The organism is Ruegeria sp. BHSC037, from assembly GCF_059613045.1.
This window is the reverse complement of the sequence record NZ_JBXWRT010000010.1, coordinates 62,945-86,115: the sequence shown is the minus strand read 5'-3', so window position 1 is coordinate 86,115 and position 23,171 is coordinate 62,945. Positions and strand designations below refer to the sequence as shown.

Sequence of the window (23,171 nt, the reverse complement as noted above, 5' to 3'; positions counted from 1 at the left end):
CCCGCGCCCCCTTGCACGGGCTTTGGCATCGCTCTACATCTTGGGAAAGACCTTCAGGAGAACCTACATGCCGATGAGCGCTCATGAAATCGAAACCCTGCTGCGCGAGGCCTTTCCGAACGCGGACATCAAGGTCGGGGGAAGTGACGGCGTGCACATGTCCGCGATGGTCGTGGACGAGAGCTTTCGCGGCAAGAACCGGGTGCAGCAGCAGCGCGCCGTCTATGCGGCGCTTAAGGGCAAGATGGATGGCCCTGACGGAGAACTTCACGCGCTGGCCCTGACCACGCGCGCACCGGAGTAACCCGGAGCAAACGCAACAAGACCCGTCGACTGGTCTGATGCAAAAAGTATCGAGAAACCTTCCCGGGAATCGTGCGAAATGACGAAAGCCAATGAACCGAACCGGGAGCCCGTCAAGAACCTGAAAGCCGACAAACGGTGGAGCGACCACCACGTAAAATGACTGCCCGCCGCCGCGGCGGGCCCAGCCTAGGAAACGCGAAATGACCGACGTGAAGACCCAGATCGATGAAACCGTCAAGAACAACGACGTGGTGCTGTACATGAAGGGCACCAAGGAGATGCCGCAGTGTGGGTTCTCCTCGCGCGTGGCAGGCGTTCTGAACTACATGGGCGTGGATTACATCGATGTGAACGTTCTGGCCGACGAGAACATTCGTCAGGGCATCAAGGACTATTCAGACTGGCCGACCGTTCCGCAGCTGTATGTCAAAGGCGAATTCGTCGGCGGCTGTGATATCGTCACCGAGATGACCCTTTCGGGCGAGTTGGACACCCTTTTCGATGAAAACGGCGTGGCTTACAACAAGGAAGCCGCCGACAAGATCCGCGAAGCCAACGCCTGAGCCTGCGGCTTAGCGGCTTGTACAGCCCTTCAGAACATCGGTTTCGCTGCCGGCCCCGGCCGCGGCGAAACTGACCACAGCATCCCAGCCTTTGGACCGCAGAACATAGGTCCCCTGCCCGCCGACCGACTCGTATCGGATACCCGATCCACTCGGAACCTGCCGCAAGGCGATCAACTGACCGTCCACCACCATGGCCGCTGCCCCGTCACCCTCGGGTGGGTTGAAATACGTGACCGCAAGCTCAACCCCACCTTCGCAGGTGAAGGTGACCGGCAAGATGTCGATCTGGGCCTGCGCCATGGGCGCGCACAGTGTAGCCATACCGGCCAAAACAGTCAGACGGCCCATTTTCATTTCCCTGACTTCTCGGCAACCATTTCCGCCAGTGACTCGGCACGCGCCGCCAACTCGGCAAGCGTGTCCGTCACCGAGGGCGGCACAACGGCCACTTCGACCCGCTCGGGTTCGGGCGGCGGTGCGTTGCGCAGACTGTCCAGTTCCGCCTGCGCCTCGGCCAGTTGCGCCTCCAGCGCCTTGATCCTGTCATCGGACGCCGCAGCCTTGTCGGCCAGCATCAGCCCCGCCATCAACAGCATGCGGGATTCCGGCATGCGTCCGATCTGGTCGGTCAGAACCTGCGCTTCGTCATCCAACAGCTTGGCTGCGGCATGCAGGAACGGCTCTTCCCCGTCCCGGCACGACACTTCGAAACCGCGCCCGCCGATATGAATGGTCACTTCCGGCATTACTCCACCTCTCCTTCGGCAAGGTTGGCATGGGTCAGCAGCGGCTCGAGCCGGGCCAGAACCGCGTGGGCCTCAGCCGCATCCGTGGCCCGCGCGGCGCGGATTGCTTCAAGCTCGGCCTCGGTCGCGCGGTTCAGCAGCTCGGCATCGGGCAACCCGTCCGCGACTGCTTTGCGCAGCTCTTCCACGGTTTCCTGCAACTGCGCGTTGGCCTTGCGCAGACGCTGAAGATCGTCATCGAGGCGCGACATCGCCGCGCCGTGGCTCACCCGCTCGGCGCGCAGCATCTCGAGCTCGGCGTTCAACTCGGCCACACGTTCGCCGTCGGCCAATTCCGCCTTGAGCCGGGCGATCTCGCTCCGCATCACCTCGACCTTTTCTTCTGATGGCTTCAAGCGCTCGACCTCGGCGCGTAGCTGGGCAAGTTCCTCGCTGTCATCCGGGCGGGTCCGCAGGCTCTCGATCTCGGATTTCAACGCCGCCAGTTCATCCTGGTTTTCCAGCGCGGCCTTGGCCTCGGCCAGTTCGGCCCGCGCGGCTTCGACCGCCGCAAGCTGGGACTTGGCCTCGCCCAGTTGCCCGCGCAAGGCATCGATTTCCTGCTCATAGCGCTCCTTGACGGATTTCAGGCGTTCCTCCAACTGCGCGTTGGCCAGACGCTCTTCGTCCAGCGCGACCCGCAATTTGCCGTCGCCGCCATCCCCTCCGGCCTGCATCGCCTCGATCCCGGCACCGATCCGGTCCATCGCGGCGGTGATGCGTCTGTGAAGGTCTTCGATCTGACTCATTGCCCCTGCTGCCCTTTTGCCAAGGTTCGCTCTGTTCTTTGACCGGCCGAATCAAGCCGTCCCGATCTCATTCATAGTCTAGCGGAATGTGCGCCAAAATACCCAGTGTTTGCTTTCAACCACTTGGACAACACAGTTCAACCGCGCCCCCGGCGCCACGGCCAGTTCCGCTTGCACTTTGAGGGGTGAATGGTATTCAGCGCGCAATCTGCCCGTAACCCAAAGGAAAACATCCGTGGACCTGACAGCGCTGCGCAATGCCAACCCTGAACACTGGGCCAAGGCTGCGGCCATCCGCACCCTGACCCTCGATGCCGTCGCGGCCGCCAATTCCGGCCATTCGGGAATGCCCATGGGCATGGCCGATGTCGCGACCGTTCTGTTTGAAAAGCATCTGAAATTCGACGCATCCGCCCCCAAATGGCCCGACCGCGACCGGTTCATCCTGTCGGCCGGCCACGGCTCGATGCTGATCTATTCGCTGCTGTATCTGACGGGCTACGAACAAGTCACGCTGGACGAGATCAAGAACTTCCGCCAGTTGGGCGCCAAGACGGCCGGCCACCCGGAAAACTTCCTTTTAGACGGCGTTGAAACCACCACCGGCCCGCTTGGGCAAGGGATCGCCAATGCCGTGGGCTTCGCCATGGCCGAAGAGATCCAGCGCGCGCATTACGGCAAGAAGGTCGTCGATCACTATACCTATGTGATCGCCGGGGACGGCTGCCTGATGGAAGGCGTTAGCCAGGAGGCGATCACCCTGGCCGGTCGGCACGAGCTAAGCAAGCTGATCGTGTTCTGGGACAACAACAATATCACCATCGACGGCACCGTGGACATCGCCGACCGCACCGACCAGGTGCGCCGGTTTGCGGCCTCGGGCTGGAATGTAATCGAGATCGACGGTCACGATCCCGAGGCCATTGACGCGGCCATCACCGAGGCGAAGGCGTCGAAAAAGCCGTCGATGATCGCCTGCAAGACCCATATCGCCTTGGGCCATGCCGCGCAGGACACCTCGAAAGGTCACGGTGCTCTGACCGATGCCGAACAGCTGAAAGCCGCAAAAGAGGCCTATGGCTGGCCCTACGGTCCGTTCGAAATCCCGGCCGAGGTCAAAGCGGCCTGGGAAGCGATCGGTGCTCGCGGCGCTGCGGACCGCGCGGCCTGGGAAGAGCGTTTCGCCCAACTGTCCGAGCGCAAGCAGGCCGAGTTCAACCGTGCCTATGCGTTCGAGGTACCGAAGAAGCTGGCCGGCGCGATCCGCGCACTGAAAAAGCAGATCTCTGAAGACCAGCCCAAGCTGGCCACCCGCGCCTCGTCGGAAAAGGTGCTGAACGTCGTGAACCCGATCATGACCGAGACGGTTGGCGGCTCGGCGGACCTGACCGGGTCGAACAACACCAAATCGGCCGATATGGGCGTGTTCCTGCCGGAAAACCGCAAGGGCCGCTATATCCACTACGGCATCCGTGAACACGGCATGGCCGCGGCGATGAACGGCATGGCGCTGCATGGTGGCATCCGCCCCTATGGCGGCACATTCATGGCCTTCACCGACTATGCGCGTCCGTCGATGCGCCTGGCCGCGTTGATGAAGATCCCCAGCGTTTTCGTGATGACCCATGACTCGATCGGTCTGGGCGAAGACGGCCCGACGCACCAGCCGGTCGAGCATCTGGCGATCTCGCGCGCGACGCCGAACACCTATGTGTTCCGCCCCGCCGACACCGTCGAGACTGCCGAGGCCTGGGAACTGGCGCTGACCTTCAAAGACAGCCCCTCGGTTCTGTCGCTGACCCGCCAGGGCGTGCCGACCGTGCGCACCCAGCACAAGGCCAAGAACCTGACCGCCCAGGGCGCCTATGTTCTGGCCGAGGCCGAGGGCAAGCGTCAGGCGATCCTGATCGCCACCGGGTCCGAGGTGTCGCTGGCCATGGAGGCAAAAGCGATGCTCGAGGCCGAAGGGATCGGTACCCGGGTCGTTTCGATGCCCTGCATGGAGCTGTTCGCCGAGCAGGACGAAGCCTATCGCAAGAAGGTCCTGCCTGCCGGGCCCGTCCGCGTCGGCATCGAGGCCGCCGTCCGTGCCGGCGGCTGGGACCGCTGGCTGCTAGGCGAGCGTGGCCGCGAGGCCAAGGCCGGTTTCATCGGTATGTCGGGCTTTGGCGCGTCTGCTCCCGCCGGCGAGCTGTACAAGCATTTCGGCATCACCGCCGAGGCAACGGTTGCAAAGGTCAAGGAATTGCTGGGCTGATCCAGCCGAACCAAGCATTCAAGGGGCGGCCATCGTGCCGCCCTTTTCTTTTGGGCTTCAATGGTCCGCTTTCTGCTCTGGCTTATTGGGCCACAGCGGCGCGATGACCTTGGTCGCCAACGGTATCAGAACGAACCCCCAGGCCAGCCCGAACACGCCATCCATCGCGGCCTTGCTGATCCACTCCACCGCACCGGCCCATTGATCGGGCACGGCATGACCGGCCGCATAAGCCCAATCGTGGATATGGTGTGCCAACCAGCCAAAGCCCAGCACCTCTAGCCCATGGATCATGATCGAGCCGCCAACCCATAGCATCGCCGCCGTACCCACGACCGACAGCGTCTTCATGACCTTTGGCATCGCCTTGACCAGCCCGCGGCCCAACCCGCGGCCGACCGACGTCAGCGCGTTCTTGGCCAGATAAAGCCCGACATCGTCCATTTTGACGATCAATGCGACCGAGCCATAGACGGCCACCGTGACACCGATCCCCACAACCGCCAGCGTCGCCGCCTGCATCCAGACATTTGGCGCCTCAATGGCAGAAAGCGCGATGGTCATGATTTCGGCCGACAGGATGAAATCAGTCTTGATGGCACCCTTGATCTTCTGCTCCTCCAGATGACCCGGATCACGGACGTTCATGTCTTCTTCGATGACGTGGCTGCCATGCGGGAATAGCACGTGGAAGATCTTCTCGGCCCCCTCGAAGCACAGGTATGACCCACCAATCATCAGCAAGGGCGTGATCATCCATGGTGCGAAATTCGCAAGCAGCAAGGCCACCGGCAGCAGCAGAATTACCTTGTTGAAAATCGACCCCCGTGCGATGCGCCAGATGATCGGCAACTCTCGCGCGGGGGCAAAGCCCTGGACGTATTTCGGCGTGACGGCCGCGTCGTCGATGATCACGCCCGCGGTCTTGGCCCCCGCCTTGCCGGCGGCCGCCGCCACATCGTCGACCGAGGCCGCCGCCACTTTGGCGATTCCCGCCACATCGTCCAACAGGGCCAGCAAACCGCTCATGCCGCATCCTTTCCGTTCATCCGTCGCACTTTGGACCCTAACCGATCCGACAGCTAGCGCAAGCGTTAGCGCAACCACGCCAAGTTTGCGCTAACACATTGCAAATATGACATTTTCTACCTTTTTTGATGGACCGATCATCGCTATATCGCCCAGAACACAAGCGGATTTGGAGACGTCTCATGACCATCAAGGTCGGCATCAATGGTTTTGGCCGCATCGGCCGCTGTACCCTGTCGCACATCGCCGCGTCAGGCCGCAACGACATCGAAGTGATCAAGGTTAACGCCACCGGACCGCTTGAAACCTCAGCGCATCTGCTGAAATACGACAGCATCCACGGCCGCTTTCCGCGCGAGATCTCGATCAGCGGCAACACGATGGACCTGGGCCGCGGGCCGATGCAGATGTTCTCGACCTACGACATGAACGAGCTGGACTGGGAAGGCTGCGACGTCGTTCTGGAATGCACCGGCAAGTTCAACGACGGGCTGAAGGCCAAAACGCATCTTGAGCGTGGCGCGCAGAAGGTCCTGCTGTCGGCCCCGGGCAAGAACGTGGACAAGACGATCGTATTTGGCGTCAACCACAACAGCCTGACCGCCAACGATAGGATGGTGTCGAATGGCTCGTGCACCACGAACTGCCTTGCTCCGCTTGCCAAGGTTCTGGACGAAGGTATCGGCATCGAAAACGGCATCATGACCACGATCCATGCCTATACCGGCGACCAGCCGACGCTGGACCGCCGTCACAATGACCTGTACCGCGCCCGCGCCGCCGCCATGTCGATGATCCCCACAAGCACCGGCGCTGCCAAGGCCCTGGGCGAAGTTCTGCCGAACCTCAAGGGGCGTCTGGACGGCTCGGCCATCCGCGTGCCCACGCCGAACGTATCGGCCGTTGACCTGACTTTCCGAGCCGCGCGCGAGGTGACCGTTGATGAGGTCAACGCCATCGTCGCCGAGGCCGCCAAGGGGCCGATGCAGCGCGTTCTGGGCTATGAACCTGCCCCGCTGGTGTCGACCGATTTCAACCACACCGAAGAAAGCTCGATCTTCGCACCCGACCAGACCCGTGTCGTCGATGGCCGCATGGTCCGCGTGCTGGCTTGGTACGACAACGAGTGGGGCTTCTCGGTGCGCATGGCCGATGTGGCCGTCGCCATGGGGCGCCTTAACTGACATCGCCAAGTAAGCTTGCGCGAAAACGCCCGCTCAGGTTATCTGGGCGGGCGTTTGCGTTCGGAGCGGCAATGACAAACCAAATCGCGATCTGGCTTGGCGTGCTCATTCTGGGTGGACTGATGCTGGATTATGCCCTTGTCGGAACCGAGCATCTCCTATTCCTCGGCAAGAAGTTCTACGACCTTTTGGATTGGGTCGCGTTCTGGCGCTGACAGAGGTTTTGCTTGACATTTTCGCCTGACTGCCTTTGTTAGCGCTAACTAATTTCAATCGCGGCTTAGCGGCCATTCAGATGGAGCGCGACATGACACTCAAACTTGCAATCAACGGATTTGGACGGATCGGGCGCGGCGTCCTGCGCGCCCTGATGGAAAGCGGTCGCACTGATGTGCAGATCATGGCAATCAACGACCTGGCCAAGCCGGAAATGAACGCGCATCTGTTCGAGTTTGACAGCGTGCATGGCCGCTACGCCAAGCCGGTCACCCTGACCGAGGCCGGGCTGGACGTGGGCGCCGGCCCGATCCGGCTGACCAGCGAGCGTGACCCCGAGGCGCTGGACTGGTCGGACGTGGACGTCGTTCTGGAATGCACCGGCGTATTCCGCACGCGCGAAGCCGCGTCGCGTCATTTCAAGAACGGCGCGAAAAAGGTTCTGATCTCGGCGCCGGCGCGCGGGGATGGCGAGGTGAAGACCGTGGTGTTCGGCGTGAACGAACACGAACTGACCGCCGCCGACACCGTGGTTTCAAACGCATCCTGCACCACCAACTGCCTGTCGCCCGTCGCTGCCGCATTGGATGCGGGCCTGGGTATCGTGCACGGCAACATGACAACGGTGCATGCCTATACTGCCAGCCAGCCAGTGCATGACACCGCCGGCAAGGACCCGTACCTGTCGCGCGCGGCTGCCCTGTCGATGATACCGACCACCACCGGCGCGGCCTCGGCCGTGGGGCTGGTTTTGCCTCAACTGCAGGGCAAGCTGACCGGTCAGGCGATCCGGGTTCCCACCCCGAACGTCTCGGTCGTCGATCTGGTGGTCGAAGTATCGCGCCCCACCACCGAAGACGAGGTCAACGCCCTGTTCACCGAGGCAGCGGCAAAGATCCCGACCGTTCTGGCCGCGGAAACCCGCCCGTTGATCTCGATCGACTTCAACCACGATTCCCACAGCTCGACCGTGTCGCTGGCCGAAACCAAGGTGACCGACGGCACGCTGGTCCGCGTTCTGGCCTGGTATGACAACGAGTGGGGTTTCTCGAACCGGATGCTGGATACGGCCGCCGCGATGGGCGCCCTAGCCTAACCGCTCTTTCAGCGCGATATTGACCTGGGGCGTGACGAATTTCGACACGTCCCCTCCCAGCCGGGCGATTTCCTTGACCAGCTTCGAGGCAATCGCCTGGTGGCGGGCCTCGGCCATCAGAAAGACGGTCTCGATGGAATCATCCATCGCCCGGTTCATCCCCACCATCTGGAATTCATACTCGAAATCCGCCACCGCGCGCAGGCCACGCACAATGATCTGGGCGCCCACGTCCCGGGCGCAGTCGATCAGCAGGTTCTCGAACGGATGCGCGACGATCTCGGTGCCGGTCTGCGCGGTCAGATGGGCGCATTCGGCCTCGATCATGGCCACCCGTTCCTCCAAAGAAAATAAGGGCCCCTTGTCGCGGTTTATTGCAACGCCGATCACCAGCTTGTCGACCAACATCGCCGCCCGACGGATGATGTCGATATGACCCAAGGTGATCGGATCAAAGGTTCCGGGATACAATCCAACCCGCATCTGGGCCTCCTGAGCAAGAAAATTTCTGCGCAAGCAAACACAAGTTTTCCGCAGCTGCAAGAGGCCGCATCATTAGCGTAGGGCTAGTGGCCCATGATCATGCCCTGCAGGGCATCCTTTTCCATCGCCAGTTCCGACAATTGCGCCTTGACCACGTCACCCAGCGTCACGATGCCGACCAACTGGCCGTCCTCGACGATCGGCATGTGACGAAAACGGCCTTCGGTCATGCGGGCCAGTACGTCCTGCACCTTGTCCTGTTTGGTGGCGGTAACCAGCTTTTTGGTCATGTAGGCGATGACCGGCTGGGTCAGGCAACCGCTGCCGCTGGCGGCCAGCTCGCGCACGATGTCGCGTTCCGACAAAATCCCAACGGCGGTCTTGCCCCCGTCCTCCGAGACCACGACGGTCCCGATGCGCTTTTCGGCCAGGATCTTGGCTGCGTCGGAAACGGTCGTCGAAGGCGCCACCGTCACGACCCCGTCCGTTGCCTTCGAACTCAGAATGGCCTGAACAAGCATGGGCAAAACCTCCGACAATAATCTTCCCGTTTTCCAAAGCGTTGCCGGAATACTCGACCCTGTCAAGCTTGGGCTTCAGCTTCCAGCCGCGCAATCTCGTCGCGGATGCCGCGACTCAGCGCGTCAGCAAAGCGGTTGAGGCGTTCATTGCGCTGATCGCCCTGATGGCGCACCAGGTAGAAGCTGCGGGTCAGACTGACTTGATCCGTCAGGATTTTCCGCAACCCCGGATGGAACGGAAGCGTAAAGTCATGGGCCACGCAGACCCCGGTGCCCAGCGATGCCTGCCGCAACTGGACCGAGACCGAATTCGATGCAAGCGCGACACGGTCAATACCGATGTCGTTGAGGTAGTCCAGCTCGCGATCGAAGATCATGTCCGGGATGTATCCAATCATGCGATGCCCCTGCAGATCCTCGAGAGTGCGGATCGGGGCATGGCGCGCCAGGTAATCCTCTGTCGCGACCATATGCAGGCGATAGTCGCTGACCTTCTGCACCAGCAACTTGCCGGCGGTGGGCGCGCTGACGGTCAGCGCCATGTCGGCCTCGCGCCGCGACAAATTGATAATGCGCGGCAGGGCAAGAATCTGAATGTCCAGATCCGGGTTCGCATCGCTGATGCGGGCACAGACCTGCGGCAGCAGATAGTTCGCACTGCCATCGGGCGCGCCGATGCGGACCTGACCGCTCAGCGCCTTGGTCGACCCGTCCATCGCCCCTGCTGCCGCGCGCATCGCCTCTTCGGCGGATTGGGCGTGTTCGAACAGGCGCTCTCCGGCCGAGGTCAACAGATAGCCTTGGGGCGATTTGGTGAACAGCGGCGCCTTCAGCGCCGTCTCCAGCCGCGCGATCCGGCGCCCCACCGTGGCCGGATCGATCTTCAGCCGCCGCCCTGCCGACGACAGGCTTTCCTCGCGCGCGACGGCCAGAAACACGCGCATGTCGTCCCAATTGGGGGTCATCCCTCACCTTTGCATTTTTGCAAAACTCTTTTGAGACATTGCCCCTGTTCAGGTGATTTATGCAAGCCTATGCTGCGCCCAAATTCTGCGGAGGAGTTTGCAATGCAAGACCTGACCCATTTCATCAACGGCGAATACACCCCCGGCACCTCGGGCCGGTTCGATGATGTCTACAACCCCGCCACCGGCGAGGTTCAGTACAGATGCCCGATGGCCAGTGCCGCCGAGACCACGGCCGCCATCGAACACGCCGCCGCAGCCCAGCCTGCCTGGGGTGCAACCAACCCGCAAAAGCGCGCCCGCGTCATGATGCAGATGGTTCAGCTGATGAACCGCGACATGGACAAACTGGCCGAAGCACTGAGCCGCGAGCACGGCAAGACCCTGCCCGATGCCAAGGGCGATCTGCAGCGCGGGCTCGAGGTGATCGAATACTGCATCGGCGCCCCGCAGATGCTGAAGGGTGAGTTTACCGACAGCGCAGGCCCCGGCATCGACATGTATTCCATGCGCCAGCCGCTGGGTGTTGTCGCCGCCATCATGCCGTTCAACTTCCCGGCCATGATGCCCCTGTGGCATGTCGGCCCGGCGCTGGCCTGCGGCAACGCTGTGGTGCTGAAACCCTCGGAACGTGATCCATCGGTGCCGCTGATGCTGGCCGAACTTTTCGTCGAGGCCGGTCTGCCCAAAGGCGTGTTCCAGGTTGTCAACGGCGACAAGGAAGCCGTGGATACCCTGCTGGACAGCGAGATCATTCAGGGTGTTTCCTTCGTCGGATCGACCCCGATCGCGCAGTACATCTATGCCCGCGCCACAGCGAACGGCAAACGCGCCCAGTGCTTTGGTGGGGCCAAGAACCACATGATCGTCATGCCTGACGCCGACCTGGACCAGGCCGCCGACGCGCTGGTGGGCGCCGGTTTCGGCGCTGCCGGCGAACGCTGCATGGCCGTTTCGGTGGCCGTTCCGGTGGGCGAGGAAACCGCCGACGCGCTGATTGAAAAGCTGGTGCCGCGCATCGAAAAACTGAAGGTCGGGCCCTATACCGCAGGCGATGACGTCGATATGGGGCCGGTCGTGACCGCCGCTGCCAAAGAACGCATCCTGGGCCTGATCAACTCGGGCGTTGAACAAGGCGCGAAGCTGGTGGTCGACAACCGCGACTTCAAGCTGCAAGGCTATGAAGACGGTTTCTTTGTCGGCCCGCATCTGTTCGACCATGTCACCCCCGACATGGACATCTACAAGCAGGAGATCTTCGGCCCCGTCCTGTCCACCGTCCGCGCCGGATCCTACGAAGAGGCGCTGAAGCTGGCGATGGACCATGAATACGGCAACGGCACCGCGATCTTCACCCGCGACGGCGACACCGCCCGTGATTTCGCCCACCGGGTCAACATCGGCATGGTCGGCATCAACGTCCCGATCCCGGTCCCGCTGGCCTATCACACATTCGGCGGGTGGAAGAAATCCATGTTCGGCGACCTGAACCAGCACGGCCCCGACAGCTTCAAGTTCTACACCCGCACCAAGACCGTGACGTCGCGCTGGCCGTCGGGCATCAAAGAAGGTGGCGAGTTCAACTTCAAGGCAATGGACTAACTATCCAAAAACAAATTAAAAGGCCGCCCAATCGTTGGCGGCCTTTTCTTTTTCTGAAACCTCCGTTCGGCGACGATGCGCCGGCACGGTCCACTCTCACGAAAAATTCAGCCAAGCCCTCTGGCCCAGCGTCCGCCAACGTCATAGATTGCCGGCCGAAACAAAAGAGCAGTCATTCGTCAGGAGGCTCCGTTGACCAGCAAGATCACCCGCCGCTCGGCCCTTTTGGGCGTCGTGTCTGCCCTGGCCGCTCCGTCGGTGTTGCGCGCTCAAAGCCAGGATGCGTTCCCGCAGTCCGAGGAAGCGATCAGCGTGCAGCCGCCCGTGCGCCGGAACATCTCGTCCTTTTCGCAGCAAAACTGGCAGGACCATTTTGACGAAATCGGCGTCGGCTGCCTGCTGGCCGACATCACCAGCCGCGCGGTGCACTACTGGGGGCCGGACGGGACCTACAAGCTCTATCCCAGCTCGGTTCCGATGAGCGAGGAACTGACCAAGCGCGGCTATACCGAGGTGGTGCGCAAGGCGGAAAATCCCAGCTGGACCCCGACCTCGTCTATGCGCGAGCGCGACCCGACCCTGCCGCAGCGCGTCGAGGGCGGCGACCCAGGCAACCCGCTGGGCACCCGTGCCATGTATCTGTCATGGCCCGCCTATCTAGTTCACGGCACACATGATACGCGCAAGATCGGGCGTCAAAGCTCGTCGGGCTGCATTGGCTTGTACAACCAGCATGTCGAGGAGCTGTATCCGATGGTCCAGATCGGCACTCAGGTGCGGCTTTTGTGAATTGAAAAAGCCCCGGGCCGCGCAGGCACCGGGGCTTGTCTGCCTAGGTGAGTGGTAGCTTTATTCAGGCAGCAGAACCTTGTCGACCACGTGGATCACGCCGTTGCTGGCCTCGATGTCGGCCTGCACGACATTTGCGCCGTCAACCTTGACGCCGTTCTTTGCGTTCACGCTCAGGCGGTCGCCCTGAACGGTCAGCACCTTCGCGCGCTTGCCGGCGATGTCCCCGGACATCACCTTGGCCGGGACGACGTGATAGGTCAGGATCGCAACCAGCTGATCCTTGTTCTCGGGTTGCAGCAGGCTCTCGACAGTGCCCTCGGGCAGAGCGGCAAATGCTTCGTCCGTAGGCGCGAACACGGTGAACGGGCCCTTGCCCTTCAGCGTGTCAACCAGACCGGCGGCCTGTACGGCTGCGACCAGCGTGTTGAACGAGCCGGCGGCAACCGCGGTATCCACGATGTCTGCGGCCTTGGCATTGATCGGCAGAGCCAAGGCGATGGCGGCGGCTGCGCCCATGAAAGTGCGACGGAACATGGCTGATGTCTCCTCTCCAGCGTGTTATGGAAAGGGGTACGGCGCTTCCGCGAATCCGGATCACGAAAAATTTCAGGCCCCGGCCCGTTGCACCCAGATGCTCTGCGCCCTGCCTTCCTTAAGAAACGGAAGCGCCTCGACCGCGTCGGGGCGGGCGCGTTGCAGGAAATACCCGGGCCAAAGCATTGAAAACGCACCCGATTGCAGCAGCGCGTGCAGCATGTACTGCTCGCCCCATCCGGGGCAATCATAGAAGAACCGCTTGGGGTATTCGTAGGGCAGAAAAACATCGTGCACATGGATCACCACCCCCTGCTTCAGGGCAGGGATGATCCGGCAGAACAGATGCGCCACGTCGTTGCTCATACGCACAACATGGCTGGAATCGATGAACAAGACGTCGCCCGCCTTCAGTTCGGCGAACAGAGACGGGTCGACGTCCTCCAGCCGCTTCTGCTCGAACCGGTCGACCACATGGGCGATGTCGGCGCGGGGATAGGGGTCGATGGCCGTGAGTGTCGTGGCCAGCCCACCGTCGATGATCGCCTGCCGGGTCACACGGGTCGAGTTGCCGCAGCCGACCTCGATCACCCGTTCGGGGCGAAACCGCCGGATCATCAGATACAGCGCATCCGCGTCCGGGCTGTCATAATAACCGTTGCCGATGCGGTATCCCGTCTGGTTGCGGGCCGGGTCCTTCAGGGCCGCCAGCGCATCCTTGTGCGCGGCGTATTCGGCAACCAAGGTTCTGATGTCGAAATCCTGCATCCCCGGAGACAGGGCATAGGCCGGACGCTCCAGCCCGCCGGCCCGCTCGAAGGACTCGAGCCGCGCGCGCTCATCTCGTTCCGGCGCCTTGTCGATCAGCTTGACACCGAACCGGTCCAGAACGGCGTTCAGCTTGGGAAATTTCCTGGGTTTCACGGTGGCGGCTCCGGCTTGGCATTTGGCTGCGGGCTGCTTACCGCCGCAAGCGGTGTCAGCGCAAGGCGGATCACCACAAACCCTTGGCAAATTAAGAAATTGCGTATTCACTGATCCCGAATGGGAACAGGGAGGCCCCGCATGCAGCAGGATTTCACCGTCGGCATCGAAGAGGAATACCTGCTGGTCGACCGCGACAGCCTGCAACTGACCGAGGCGCCTGCCGCGCTGATGGAGGCATGTCAGGCCGATTTCGAAGGCCAGGTCAGCCCGGAATTCCTGCAATGCCAGATCGAGGTCGGCACCCGCCCCCATGCCACGATCAAATCGGCGCGCGAGGATCTGAAACGCCTCCGGTCCTGCGTGGCCCGGCGCGCCGCCGAACACAACATGGCGCCGATCGCCGTGTCCTGCCACCCGTTCGCGGATTGGAAGGATCAGCACCACACGCGCAAGGAACGCTATGATAACTTGCAGCACGCCCTGGGCGGCGTGGCGCGGCGGATGCTGATCTGCGGCATGCACGTTCATGTGGGCGTCGAGGACAAGGCGCAGCGGGCCGACCTGATGCCGCAGCTCAGCTATTTCCTGCCGCACTTGCTGGCCCTGTCCGCCTCGTCCCCGTATTGGAGCGGGCGCGACACCGGGCTGTCCTCGTACCGGTTGACGGTGTTCGACAACCTGCCCCGCACCGGCCTGCCGCCCGTGTTCGGCAGTTGGGCAGAATATGAACGCACAACTGGGGTGCTGGTCGAGCTGGGGGTGATCGAGGACACCTCGAAGATCTGGTGGGACCTGCGCCCCTCGCACAGCTATCCGACTTTGGAAACGCGGATCATGGACGTGCAGCCGCGGTTGGAACACGCCCTGTCACTGGCGGCGCTGGTGCAGGCGCTGACCCGGATGCTGTGCCGACTGAAGGACCGCAACCTGCGCTGGCGGGTCTATGACCGGTTCCTGATCGGCGAGAACCGATGGCGTGCGCAGCGCTACGGCGTGGGCGAAGGTCTGATTGATTTCGGCGACCGGTCGATCAAGCCGATGCCCGAGCTGATGGGTGAGCTGATGGGCATGCTGGCCGAAGACGCCGAGGCCCTTGGCACGATGGCGGAGTTGGCGCAGTTGCGCCAGATTGCCGAAACGGGCACGTCGGCCACACGTCAACGGCGCGTACACGCCGAAGCCCAGGCCAGGGGCGATGACCCCGGCCAGGCGGTCGTGCGCCACCTGATCGAGGAATTCCACGCCGATCTCTGACCGTCAGACCGCCGCCAGAACCTTCTGGATGCGGGCGGCGACCGGCTCGTAAAGGTCGCGGTCTTTCCAGTATCCGTTGTGCGAGAGCGGGTTCCACGAGGTGAAGATCTTGCCCGCGTTGATCGGCAGGTCGCGTATGGCCTTGGACTGAACCAACTGGGCATAGCTGGGCGCGATCTTGCCCAGCGGAAACCCAAGAACATCGTGCTTGTCGAAATAATTGTGCCACCAGGTACGGAACCGCAGCGCAGCAGGCAGGGCCCGATTGGGCGGCTGGATCGGAAAAATGCCTGCCTCGGGATAGGCGAACAGAAAGATCGGTATGTTGCAGCCGAAGGTGATCAACCCGGCCACGGTTTCCATGTTTTCGATCGGGGTCGCATGTTTGGGCGGGCCGCCGTTGCGCAGGTATCGCTGCGCGTCATAGATGTAGTTCGACATGATGTGACCGCCCAGCGAATGCGCCAGAATCAGAACCGGTGCCCGGTCGCTGATCTGGTGGCGCAGAACCTGCATCACCAGTTCCACCTTCTTGTGGATCTCGTCATAGGTCTTGTCGCTGGCATCCGGCGTCTGCCGGTAAGAGGCCGCGTCCGACAGGTTGCACACCACGAACTCGCGGAGTTGATCATAGCCGGTGCTGCGCTTGATCTTGCGCAGATAGTCTTTCTGACGCTCCTGCAGGATCTGCGCCCAGACCACCTCGTGCCAGGCAACCTTGTTCATGTCCGCGCCGACCCGACGCGCCACCCGGCGGTGCAGGTCCTTCGAAAAGGTCGGCACCGAGGACGGCGGATGCGGCTTGCGGTACTGGCTGCCCATGCCGTGAATGACGACAACGGCCATCTTGTAGTTCGGCATAATACGCTCCGTATTAATTCCTGAATGAAAGACCCCATCATACCAGCCTTCGGCGCATGACCCAAATAAAGGTCCAAGCGCGTCATGGGGTTTGCCCCGCGTGAAAAAATTCTGTAAGGATTGCGCAATAAATAAACAGTCGTTCAATTCACGTCGCCACAAGGGGGAGACCGGCCATGGATTTCGCGCTGACCGAGGAACAGACAGCCATTTTCGATATGGCCTATGCGTTCGGGCAAGAACAGATCGCACCTTTCGCCCGCCAGTGGGAGGCCGAGGGCACCATCCCCAAGGATCTTTGGCCCAAGGTCGGCGAGTTGGGCTTTGGCGGGCTGTATGTGTCCGAGGAAAGCGGCGGCTCTGGACTGACCCGACTGGACGCCACGTTGGTGTTCGAGGCGCTGTCGATGGCCTGCCCCTCGGTCGCGGCCTTTTTGTCGATCCACAACATGTGCGCCAAGATGTTGGACACCTTTGCCAGCGACGAATTGAAATCGCGCATCATGCCCGACGTTCTAAGCCTGAACACGGTTCTCAGCTATTGTCTAACCGAACCGGGCTCGGGCTCGGACGCGGCGGCGCTCAAGACGCGGGCCGAGCGCACAAACGAGGGCTATACGCTGAACGGCACCAAGGCCTTCATCTCGGGCGGCGGCTATTCCGATGCCTATGTCTGCATGGTCCGCACCGGCGGCGACGGGCCCAAGGGGATCTCGACCGTCTATGTCGAGGACGGCACACCAGGCCTCAGCTTTGGGGCGCTGGAACAGAAGATGGGCTGGAAAAGCCAGCCCACCGCGCAGGTCCAGTTCGACGACTGCAAGATCCCGGCCGAAAACCTTGTCGGGACCGAGGGCGACGGGTTCAAATACGCCATGATGGGCTTGGACGGCGGGCGCCTGAACATCGCCTCATGCTCGCTGGGTGCGGCGCAGGCGGGGCTGGACATGACGCTGCAGTACATGTCCGAACGCAAGGCCTTCGGCCAGACGATCGACCAGTTCCAGGCCCTGCAGTTCCGGCTGGCGGACATGGAGATCGAACTGCAAGCGGCCCGCACCTTCTTGCGTCAGGCGGCATGGAAGCTGGATCAGGGCGCGCCCGACGCCACCAAATTCTGCGCGATGGCCAAGAAGTTCGTGACCGAGACCGGATCGAAAGTGGTCGATCAGTGCCTGCAGTTGCATGGTGGTTACGGCTATCTGGCCGATTACGGCATCGAAAAGCTTGTGCGCGATCTGCGGGTCCATCAAATTCTGGAAGGCACGAACGAGATCATGCGCGTGATCGTTGCCCGCCAACTACTCGCCCATCGCTGAGGTTTCCATGTCCGATATCGACATCCGCACCACGGGCCGTGCCGGCCGGATCACCCTGACCCGGCCCAAGGCCCTGAATGCGCTGAGCTACGAGATGTGCATGGCCATCGACACCGCCCTGCGCAATTGGCGCGAGGATGACGAGGTCGATCTGGTCATCCTTGATACCGAGGGCGAAAAGGCCTTTTGCGCGGGCGGAGACATTGCCGAGTTGTACGCAACGGGCACAAAGGGCGACTATGCCTATGGGCAGAAGTTCTGGCGCGATGAATACCGCCTGAACGCGATGATCTTCGAATATCCCAAGCCGGTGGTCAGCTTCCTTCAGGGCTTTACCATGGGCGGCGGCGTGGGCATCGGCTGTCACGGGACGCACCGGATCGTCGGCGAAAGCTCGAAGATCGCGATGCCCGAATGCTCGATCGGGCTGGTGCCGGATGTGGGCGGGTCGCTGCTGCTGGCGCTGGCGCCGGGGCGGCTGGGCGAATATCTAGGCGTCACCGGCGCGCGCATGGGTCCAGGCGACGCGATCTATGCCGGGTTCGCCGACCACTTCATCCCGCAGGAGCAATGGCCCGACATGATCGAGATGCTCGAGGCCTCGGGCCAGGCCGACCTGTTGGCCGAACACGCCGCCCCTGCCCCTGATCGCACCTTGCCGCAGGACGAGATCGACCGTTTCTTCGGCGGTGAAACCCTGGGCGACGTTCTGACCGACCTGCGCAATGGCGACACCGAATTCACCCGCGGCGCGCTCGAGGCGATGGGCCGCAATTCGCCGCTGTCGATGGCGTGTGCGATCGAGATGCTGCACCGCCTGCGCGGTCCTGCCCTGACCATGCGCAAGGCGCTGGAGCTGGAATACCGCTTTACCTTCCGGTCGATGGAGCATGGCGACTTTCTCGAAGGCATCCGGGCGCAGATCATCGACAAGGACCGCAACCCGAAATGGCAGTTTGCGGACATGAACGTGCCGGCCACTGCGGTATCACGGATGCTGATGCCGCTGGGCGCGGACACGCTTACATTCGAGGAGGAGTGAAACATGAAGATCGGATTCATTGGCCTGGGCAACATGGGTGCGCCGATGGCGGCCAATCTGGCCAAGGCCGGTCACGACGTGACCGGGTTCGACACCGCGGGCGTGTCGGTCGAGGGCGTGATCAAGGCCGAAACGGCCACTGATGCGGTCCGCGGCGCCGAGGCGGTCATCACCATGCTGCCCAATGGCGACATCCTGCGCGCGGTGGCCGATCAGATCATTCCGCATATGGAAAAAGGGACGGTTTTCATCGACTGCTCGACCGTCGATGTGGACAGCGCCCGCGCCGTGGCGGATCAGGCCGAACAGGCCGGGCTTCTGGCCGTGGACGCGCCGGTTTCGGGCGGAATCGGTGGCGCGGCCGCGGGCACGCTGACCTTCATGGCCGGCGGCTCGAACGCGGCCTTTGCCAAGGCGGCCCCGCTGTTCGACATCATGGGCCAGAAGGCGGTGCATTGCGGCGCGGCGGGCGCCGGTCAGGCCGCCAAGATCTGCAACAACATGATCCTGGGCGTCACCATGATCGCCACTTGCGAGGCCTTTGCCTTGGCCGACAAGCTCGGTCTGGACCGGCAGAAGATGTTCGACGTGGTCAGCACCTCGTCGGGCTACAGCTGGACAATGAACGCCTATTGCCCCGCTCCCGGTGTCGGGCCGCAAAGCCCCGCCGACAACGGCTACAAGCCCGGTTTCGCTGCCGAACTGATGCTCAAGGACCTGCGGCTCAGCCAGCAGGCCGCCGAAAGCGCCGATGCGGACACGCCGATGGGCCAGATCGCCACTGCACTGTACGAACAGTTCGTCGAATCCGAAGACGGCAAGGGCATGGATTTCTCGGCCATGCTGCCTCGGTTCGAAAAGCGCGGCCGCAGCTGAGCTTGGGCGGCATTTCGCCGCCCGAGGCTTGCACTTCGGGCGGGCATTCCAAAATACTGGGAAACGCGGCATGACGGCGCGACGAACCGAGGGGAACCGCCCATGAAGACACTGTTGCATATTGCACTGCTTGCCGGCCTGTCACTGACCCCGGTCGCGACGCTGGCTGACAACGGCAAAGGCAAGGGAAAGAACAAGGACACGTTCTCGGTCGAGCGCGTGGCCCCGCAGAAGGGCGCAAAATCCGTTGCCAATTGTCCACCCGGGCTCGCCAAGAAGGCCGTGCCCTGCGTCCCGCCCGGACAGGTCAAGAATCGGTACAAGGTCGGCGATCGGATCGACCGCGATTATGTCTGGATCGACGATCCGTACCGCTATGGTCTGAAACGCGGCGGCAACTACGTTCGCGCGGGCGACTACGTCTACAGCATCGACCCCGATACGCGCAAAGTGCTGAACCTGATCGGCGCGTTGGCGGATATTCTGTACTGACGCGCAGGCAGCCTATTCGGCCGCCACGCGTTCGGGGTTCAGCATCGGTTTGAGGTATCGCCCGGTGTGGCTGCGCTCGCATTCGGCGACCTCTTCCGGGGTGCCGACGGCCACGATCTCGCCGCCGCCATCGCCACCCTCGGGGCCGATGTCGATGATCCAGTCGGCTGTTTTCACAACGTCCAGATTGTGTTCGATCACCACGACCGTGTTGCCTTGGTCGACCAATTCATGCAGCACTTCCAACAGCTTGCGCACGTCTTCGAAATGCAGGCCGGTGGTGGGCTCGTCCAGAATATACAGCGTGCGCCCGGTGGATCGCTTGGACAGTTCCTTCGACAGCTTGACTCGCTGCGCCTCGCCGCCCGACAGGGTCGTGGCCTGCTGGCCGACCTTGATGTAGCCCAGCCCGACCCGCGCCAGAGCATCCATCTTGTCGCGGATCGCCGGAACCGCCTTGAAGAACTCCTGAGCATCTTCGACCGTCATGTCCAGCACGTCGGCGATGGACTTGCCCTTGAACTTGATCTCCAGCGTCTCGCGGTTGTAGCGCGCGCCCTTGCAGGTCTCACAGGTGACATAGACGTCGGGCAGGAAATGCATCTCGATCTTGATGACACCGTCGCCTTGGCAGGCCTCGCAGCGCCCGCCCTTGACGTTGAAGCTGAACCGCCCGGGCTTGTAGCCCCGCGCCTTGGCCTCGGGGAGACCGGCGAACCAGTCGCGGATCGGGGTGAAGGCGCCGGTATAGGTGGCCGGGTTCGACCGTGGCGTGCGTCCGATAGGCCGTTGGTCGATGTCGATCACCTTGTCCAGATGTTCCAGCCCCTTGATCGTTTCGCAGGGCGCAGGCGTTTGACGCGCGCCGTTCAGACGCATCGAGGCAGTCTTGAACAGCGTCTCGATTGTCAGGGTAGACTTGCCGCCGCCCGACACCCCGGTCACGCAGACGAACTTGCCCAGCGGAAACTCGGCCGTCACGTCTTTGAGGTTGTTACCCGAAGCCTTTACAACCGTTACCTTTTTCTTGTTCCCCTTGCGCCGCTCGGCGGGCACCGGAATCTCACGCACCCCTGACAAATACTGCCCCGTGATCGAGGCCGCATCCGCTGCAATCTGCTCGGGCGTGCCGTGACTGACCACCTGTCCGCCATGCACGCCGGCACCGGGGCCGATGTCGAACACATAGTCGGCTTCGCGGATGGCTTCCTCGTCATGTTCGACGACGATCACGGTGTTGCCCTGATCGCGCAGGTTCTTCAGCGTGCCCAAAAGGCGGTCATTGTCGCGCTGATGCAACCCGATAGAGGGTTCGTCCAATACGTAAAGCACACCGGTCAAACCCGAGCCGATCTGGCTGGCCAGCCGGATGCGCTGGCTTTCGCCGCCTGACAGGGTACCACTTGAACGAGACAGCGTAAGGTATTCCAAACCAACGTTATTCAGGAATCCCAACCGTTCGCGGATTTCTTTCAAAATGGCGCGCGCAATCTCGTTTTTCTGGGCGCTCAGATGGTTAGGCGCGTCCTCGACCCAGGCCAGAGCTTCTTTGATCGACATTTCGACCACCTGGCCGACATGCAGACCAGCGATCTTGACGGCCAACGCCTCGGGGCGCAAGCGGTAGCCCTCGCATGTGTGGCACGGCCGGTTGTTCTGATACCGTTCGAATTCCTCGCGGATCCACGCGCTGTCGGTTTCGCGATAGCGGCGCTCCATGTTCGGGATCACGCCTTCAAAGCTGCGGGTCACCTGATAGACCCGTCCGCCCTCGTCATAGCGAAACTGGATTTCATCATCGCCCGAGCCATACAGAAACACTTGCCGCACATGCGCCGGAAGGTCCTTCCACGGTGTGTTCTTGTCGAACTCGTAGTGGCGCGCGATCGCCTCGATCGTCTGCAGGAAATACGGCGATTTGCCCTTGCGCCACGGGGCAAGCGCGCCGTCATACAGTTTCAGCGTCTGATCGGGCACCACAAGCCGTTCGTCAAAAAACAGCTCGACCCCCAGCCCGTCGCAATCCGGGCAGGCACCAAAGGGCGCGTTGAACGAAAACAGGCGCGGTTCGATCTCGGGGATGGTGAACCCACTGACCGGGCAGGCAAAGTTTTCGGAAAACGTAATACGCTCGGGCTCTCCCTCGCGCGGAGCGGTCTCCAGAATCGCGATGCCATCGGCCAGATCCAACGCGGTGCGCAGGCTATCGGCCAGGCGGGTCTCCATCCCCTCGCGCACGACGATGCGGTCAACGACCACGTCGATGTCATGGCGGAACTTCTTGTCCAGCGTCGGCGGCTCGTCCAGCTCGTAGAACTGGCCATCGACCTTGACGCGCTGGAACCCCTGCTTGCGCAGTTCCAGAAACTCTTTCTTGTACTCGCCCTTGCGGTCGCGAACGATGGGCGCAAGCAGATAGCCGCGGGTGCCCTCCTCCATCGCCATGATCCGGTCGACCATGTCCTGCACCTGCTGGGCCTCGATCGGCAAACCGGTGGCGGGGCTGTAGGGCGTTCCTGCGCGCGCGAACAGCAGGCGCAGATAATCATATATTTCGGTGACGGTTCCCACGGTCGATCGCGGGTTCTTCGACGTGGTCTTCTGCTCGATCGAGATCGCTGGGGACAGGCCGCTGATGTGATCCACATCAGGCTTTTCCATCATGTCCAGAAACTGGCGCGCATAAGCCGACAGGCTTTCGACATAGCGGCGCTGGCCCTCGGCATAGATCGTATCGAACGCCAGAGACGACTTGCCCGACCCAGACAGACCCGTGATGACAACCAGCTGATCGCGCGGAATGTCCACGTCGATGTTTTTCAGGTTGTGCTCGCGCGCGCCGCGCACCTCGATATTCTTCAGCTCAGCCATTCAGGCCCCCAACACACAAGTGCCCTAGAGATAGGCGAGCGATGCCGAGTCTCCAACCAAAAAATCAGAACAAAGTGTGAACGCGCGACTTTTCTCCGATATCCGCATTCATGCCAGCAAGACAAAACCCAAAACCGTTTGTGCTTCAGGGGAAATACCTGCGACTTCACTTGAAGAAATGGCGCGGTTGACGGGGCTCGAACCCGCGACCCCCGGCGTGACAGGCCGGTACTCTAACCAACTGAGCTACAACCGCGCATTAGGGTCTATGTCGATCCGTTTACCCGGATCAAAGGCTGGCAGCGATGGCGCGGTTGACGGGGCTCGAACCCGCGACCCCCGGCGTGACAGGCCGGTACTCTAACCAACTGAGCTACAACCGCCCGCTGCCCGTTCAGTGCTGAACGTTGGGGTGTATTATGGCCCTGCCCCGGCGTCGTCAAG

24 protein-coding genes and 2 tRNA genes are annotated in these 23,171 nt (G+C 62.1%); 13 read left to right on the top strand and 13 right to left on the bottom strand.

The window, feature by feature from the left end; all coding sequences use genetic code 11:
* Nucleotides 1-67: 67 nt before the first annotated feature.
* Nucleotides 68-304, top strand: coding sequence for a BolA/IbaG family iron-sulfur metabolism protein (locus tag AC2FMN_RS11525; RefSeq protein WP_149775191.1), 237 nt, complete (start codon nt 68-70; stop codon nt 302-304).
* A gap of 202 nt (nt 305-506) precedes the next feature.
* Complete coding sequence (grxD, locus tag AC2FMN_RS11520) at nt 507-869, top strand: Grx4 family monothiol glutaredoxin (protein ID WP_496679859.1); 363 nt, start codon at nt 507-509, stop codon at nt 867-869.
* A gap of 9 nt (nt 870-878) precedes the next feature.
* Here grxD and AC2FMN_RS11515 read toward each other — a convergent pair whose 3' ends face one another.
* The 3 genes from AC2FMN_RS11515 to AC2FMN_RS11505 are packed head-to-tail and all read right to left on the bottom strand — an operon-like array spanning nt 879 to nt 2,406.
* Complete coding sequence (locus AC2FMN_RS11515) at nt 879-1,220, bottom strand: MliC family protein (protein WP_496688287.1); 342 nt, start codon at nt 1,218-1,220, stop codon at nt 879-881.
* Nucleotides 1,221-1,222: 2 nt separating this feature from the next.
* A complete protein-coding gene (locus AC2FMN_RS11510) occupies nt 1,223-1,618 on the bottom strand; it encodes a cell division protein ZapA (RefSeq protein ID WP_496679855.1) in 396 nt (131 codons plus the stop codon).
* The gene (locus tag AC2FMN_RS11505; protein ID WP_496688286.1) at nt 1,618-2,406 is read right to left on the bottom strand and encodes a hypothetical protein; all 789 of its coding nucleotides are present in this window, start codon (nt 2,404-2,406) and stop codon (nt 1,618-1,620) included. Before AC2FMN_RS11505 ends, AC2FMN_RS11510 begins: the two co-directional genes overlap by 1 nt.
* A 235-nt stretch (nt 2,407-2,641) precedes the next feature.
* Here AC2FMN_RS11505 and tkt point away from each other — a divergent pair, with 235 nt between their 5' ends.
* A complete protein-coding gene (tkt, locus tag AC2FMN_RS11500; protein ID WP_496679851.1) occupies nt 2,642-4,663 on the top strand; it encodes a transketolase in 2,022 nt (673 codons plus the stop codon).
* A gap of 57 nt (nt 4,664-4,720) precedes the next feature.
* Here tkt and AC2FMN_RS11495 read toward each other — a convergent pair whose 3' ends face one another.
* The gene (locus AC2FMN_RS11495; protein ID WP_496679849.1) at nt 4,721-5,692 is read right to left on the bottom strand and encodes a DUF808 domain-containing protein; all 972 of its coding nucleotides are present in this window, start codon (nt 5,690-5,692) and stop codon (nt 4,721-4,723) included.
* 182 nt (nt 5,693-5,874) lie between these two features.
* Here AC2FMN_RS11495 and gap (AC2FMN_RS11490) point away from each other — a divergent pair, with 182 nt between their 5' ends.
* The 3 genes from gap (AC2FMN_RS11490) (at nt 5,875) to gap (AC2FMN_RS11480) (ending at nt 8,188) form a co-directional block, all read left to right on the top strand.
* Entirely contained in the window at nt 5,875-6,876 is a 1,002-nt protein-coding gene (gap, locus tag AC2FMN_RS11490; protein WP_496679847.1) for a type I glyceraldehyde-3-phosphate dehydrogenase, read from the top strand.
* Nucleotides 6,877-6,947: 71 nt separating this feature from the next.
* On the top strand, nt 6,948-7,091 hold the full coding sequence (locus AC2FMN_RS11485; RefSeq protein ID WP_005983416.1) for a hypothetical protein: 144 nt from the start codon (nt 6,948-6,950) through the stop codon (nt 7,089-7,091).
* A gap of 92 nt (nt 7,092-7,183) precedes the next feature.
* Nucleotides 7,184-8,188 (top strand): type I glyceraldehyde-3-phosphate dehydrogenase, encoded by a 1,005-nt coding sequence (gap, locus tag AC2FMN_RS11480; RefSeq protein ID WP_496688284.1) that lies wholly within the window; start codon nt 7,184-7,186, stop codon nt 8,186-8,188.
* Here gap (AC2FMN_RS11480) and coaD read toward each other — a convergent pair.
* From coaD to AC2FMN_RS11465, 3 genes are all read right to left on the bottom strand, one after another.
* Nucleotides 8,180-8,671, bottom strand: coding sequence for a pantetheine-phosphate adenylyltransferase (gene coaD / locus AC2FMN_RS11475; protein WP_496679842.1), 492 nt, complete (start codon nt 8,669-8,671; stop codon nt 8,180-8,182). The two genes, gap (AC2FMN_RS11480) and coaD, sit on opposite strands and share 9 nt — an antisense overlap.
* Nucleotides 8,672-8,754: 83 nt before the next feature.
* A complete protein-coding gene (locus AC2FMN_RS11470) occupies nt 8,755-9,192 on the bottom strand; it encodes a CBS domain-containing protein (protein ID WP_496679841.1) in 438 nt (145 codons plus the stop codon).
* Nucleotides 9,193-9,254: 62 nt separating this feature from the next.
* On the bottom strand, nt 9,255-10,157 hold the full coding sequence (locus AC2FMN_RS11465; RefSeq protein ID WP_496688282.1) for a LysR family transcriptional regulator: 903 nt from the start codon (nt 10,155-10,157) through the stop codon (nt 9,255-9,257).
* A 102-nt stretch (nt 10,158-10,259) separates the two neighbouring features.
* Here AC2FMN_RS11465 and AC2FMN_RS11460 point away from each other — a divergent pair, with 102 nt between their 5' ends.
* Together AC2FMN_RS11460 and AC2FMN_RS11455 are read left to right on the top strand one after the other, a co-directional pair.
* A complete protein-coding gene (locus AC2FMN_RS11460) occupies nt 10,260-11,759 on the top strand; it encodes a CoA-acylating methylmalonate-semialdehyde dehydrogenase (protein ID WP_496688280.1) in 1,500 nt (499 codons plus the stop codon).
* Between the two features lie 192 nt (nt 11,760-11,951).
* Complete coding sequence (locus AC2FMN_RS11455; RefSeq protein WP_496679835.1) at nt 11,952-12,548, top strand: L,D-transpeptidase; 597 nt, start codon at nt 11,952-11,954, stop codon at nt 12,546-12,548.
* Nucleotides 12,549-12,608: 60 nt separating this feature from the next.
* Here the strand turns inward: AC2FMN_RS11455 and AC2FMN_RS11450 are convergent, their stop codons facing one another.
* Entirely contained in the window at nt 12,609-13,085 is a 477-nt protein-coding gene (locus AC2FMN_RS11450; RefSeq protein ID WP_490360983.1) for a fasciclin domain-containing protein, read from the bottom strand.
* A 72-nt stretch (nt 13,086-13,157) separates the two neighbouring features.
* Nucleotides 13,158-14,009, bottom strand: a complete 852-nt coding sequence (locus tag AC2FMN_RS11445) for a class I SAM-dependent methyltransferase (protein WP_496688279.1) — start codon at nt 14,007-14,009, stop codon at nt 13,158-13,160.
* Nucleotides 14,010-14,150: 141 nt separating this feature from the next.
* Here AC2FMN_RS11445 and AC2FMN_RS11440 point away from each other — a divergent pair, with 141 nt between their 5' ends.
* Nucleotides 14,151-15,266 (top strand): carboxylate-amine ligase, encoded by a 1,116-nt coding sequence (locus AC2FMN_RS11440; protein ID WP_149775208.1) that lies wholly within the window; start codon nt 14,151-14,153, stop codon nt 15,264-15,266.
* Between the two features lie 3 nt (nt 15,267-15,269).
* Here the strand turns inward: AC2FMN_RS11440 and AC2FMN_RS11435 are convergent, their stop codons facing one another.
* Entirely contained in the window at nt 15,270-16,127 is an 858-nt protein-coding gene (locus tag AC2FMN_RS11435; RefSeq protein WP_496679829.1) for a hypothetical protein, read from the bottom strand.
* 176 nt (nt 16,128-16,303) lie between these two features.
* Between AC2FMN_RS11435 and AC2FMN_RS11430 the strand changes: the two genes are divergently transcribed.
* The 4 genes from AC2FMN_RS11430 (at nt 16,304) to AC2FMN_RS11415 (ending at nt 19,856) form a co-directional block, all read left to right on the top strand.
* Nucleotides 16,304-17,446: an acyl-CoA dehydrogenase family protein gene (locus tag AC2FMN_RS11430; RefSeq protein WP_496679827.1), complete on the top strand. Its 1,143-nt coding sequence runs from the start codon at nt 16,304-16,306 to the stop codon at nt 17,444-17,446.
* A gap of 7 nt (nt 17,447-17,453) precedes the next feature.
* Nucleotides 17,454-18,488: an enoyl-CoA hydratase/isomerase family protein gene (locus AC2FMN_RS11425; protein ID WP_496688278.1), complete on the top strand. Its 1,035-nt coding sequence runs from the start codon at nt 17,454-17,456 to the stop codon at nt 18,486-18,488.
* A 3-nt stretch (nt 18,489-18,491) separates the two neighbouring features.
* Nucleotides 18,492-19,364, top strand: a complete 873-nt coding sequence (mmsB, locus tag AC2FMN_RS11420; protein ID WP_496688276.1) for a 3-hydroxyisobutyrate dehydrogenase — start codon at nt 18,492-18,494, stop codon at nt 19,362-19,364.
* A 102-nt stretch (nt 19,365-19,466) separates the two neighbouring features.
* Complete coding sequence (locus tag AC2FMN_RS11415) at nt 19,467-19,856, top strand: hypothetical protein (protein WP_496688275.1); 390 nt, start codon at nt 19,467-19,469, stop codon at nt 19,854-19,856.
* A 12-nt stretch (nt 19,857-19,868) separates the two neighbouring features.
* On the opposite strand, the gene uvrA is transcribed toward AC2FMN_RS11415, so the two are convergent.
* The 3 genes from uvrA to AC2FMN_RS11400 all read right to left on the bottom strand — a co-directional run bounded on the left by uvrA (nt 19,869) and on the right by AC2FMN_RS11400 (nt 23,110).
* Nucleotides 19,869-22,727, bottom strand: coding sequence for an excinuclease ABC subunit UvrA (uvrA, locus tag AC2FMN_RS11410; protein ID WP_496688273.1), 2,859 nt, complete (start codon nt 22,725-22,727; stop codon nt 19,869-19,871).
* Between the two features lie 179 nt (nt 22,728-22,906).
* Nucleotides 22,907-22,983 (bottom strand) — tRNA-Asp (locus tag AC2FMN_RS11405).
* A 50-nt stretch (nt 22,984-23,033) separates the two neighbouring features.
* Nucleotides 23,034-23,110 (bottom strand) — tRNA-Asp (locus AC2FMN_RS11400).
* Nucleotides 23,111-23,171 lie beyond the last annotated feature (61 nt).

Bases quoted from the DNA above. Each gene is read 5' to 3' on its own strand.
- AC2FMN_RS11485 (WP_005983416.1), top strand. From the start codon at position 6,948: ATGACAAACCAAATCGCGATCTGGCTTGGCGTGCTCATTCTGGGTGGA.
- AC2FMN_RS11430 (WP_496679827.1), top strand. From the start codon at position 16,304: ATGGATTTCGCGCTGACCGAGGAACAGACAGCCATTTTCGATATGGCC.
- AC2FMN_RS11440 (WP_149775208.1), top strand. From the start codon at position 14,151: ATGCAGCAGGATTTCACCGTCGGCATCGAAGAGGAATACCTGCTGGTC.
- AC2FMN_RS11435 (WP_496679829.1), bottom strand. From the start codon at position 16,127: ATGCCGAACTACAAGATGGCCGTTGTCGTCATTCACGGCATGGGCAGC.
- grxD (WP_496679859.1), top strand. From the start codon at position 507: ATGACCGACGTGAAGACCCAGATCGATGAAACCGTCAAGAACAACGAC.
- mmsB (WP_496688276.1), top strand. From the start codon at position 18,492: ATGAAGATCGGATTCATTGGCCTGGGCAACATGGGTGCGCCGATGGCG.
- coaD (WP_496679842.1), bottom strand. From the start codon at position 8,671: ATGCGGGTTGGATTGTATCCCGGAACCTTTGATCCGATCACCTTGGGT.
- AC2FMN_RS11515 (WP_496688287.1), bottom strand. From the start codon at position 1,220: ATGGGCCGTCTGACTGTTTTGGCCGGTATGGCTACACTGTGCGCGCCC.
- AC2FMN_RS11425 (WP_496688278.1), top strand. From the start codon at position 17,454: ATGTCCGATATCGACATCCGCACCACGGGCCGTGCCGGCCGGATCACC.
- AC2FMN_RS11450 (WP_490360983.1), bottom strand. From the start codon at position 13,085: ATGTTCCGTCGCACTTTCATGGGCGCAGCCGCCGCCATCGCCTTGGCT.
- AC2FMN_RS11505 (WP_496688286.1), bottom strand. From the start codon at position 2,406: ATGAGTCAGATCGAAGACCTTCACAGACGCATCACCGCCGCGATGGAC.
- AC2FMN_RS11495 (WP_496679849.1), bottom strand. From the start codon at position 5,692: ATGAGCGGTTTGCTGGCCCTGTTGGACGATGTGGCGGGAATCGCCAAA.
- AC2FMN_RS11510 (WP_496679855.1), bottom strand. From the start codon at position 1,618: ATGCCGGAAGTGACCATTCATATCGGCGGGCGCGGTTTCGAAGTGTCG.
- AC2FMN_RS11460 (WP_496688280.1), top strand. From the start codon at position 10,260: ATGCAAGACCTGACCCATTTCATCAACGGCGAATACACCCCCGGCACC.
- AC2FMN_RS11415 (WP_496688275.1), top strand. From the start codon at position 19,467: ATGAAGACACTGTTGCATATTGCACTGCTTGCCGGCCTGTCACTGACC.
- AC2FMN_RS11525 (WP_149775191.1), top strand. From the start codon at position 68: ATGCCGATGAGCGCTCATGAAATCGAAACCCTGCTGCGCGAGGCCTTT.
- AC2FMN_RS11465 (WP_496688282.1), bottom strand. From the start codon at position 10,157: ATGACCCCCAATTGGGACGACATGCGCGTGTTTCTGGCCGTCGCGCGC.
- gap (WP_496679847.1), top strand. From the start codon at position 5,875: ATGACCATCAAGGTCGGCATCAATGGTTTTGGCCGCATCGGCCGCTGT.
- uvrA (WP_496688273.1), bottom strand. From the start codon at position 22,727: ATGGCTGAGCTGAAGAATATCGAGGTGCGCGGCGCGCGCGAGCACAAC.
- gap (WP_496688284.1), top strand. From the start codon at position 7,184: ATGACACTCAAACTTGCAATCAACGGATTTGGACGGATCGGGCGCGGC.
- AC2FMN_RS11470 (WP_496679841.1), bottom strand. From the start codon at position 9,192: ATGCTTGTTCAGGCCATTCTGAGTTCGAAGGCAACGGACGGGGTCGTG.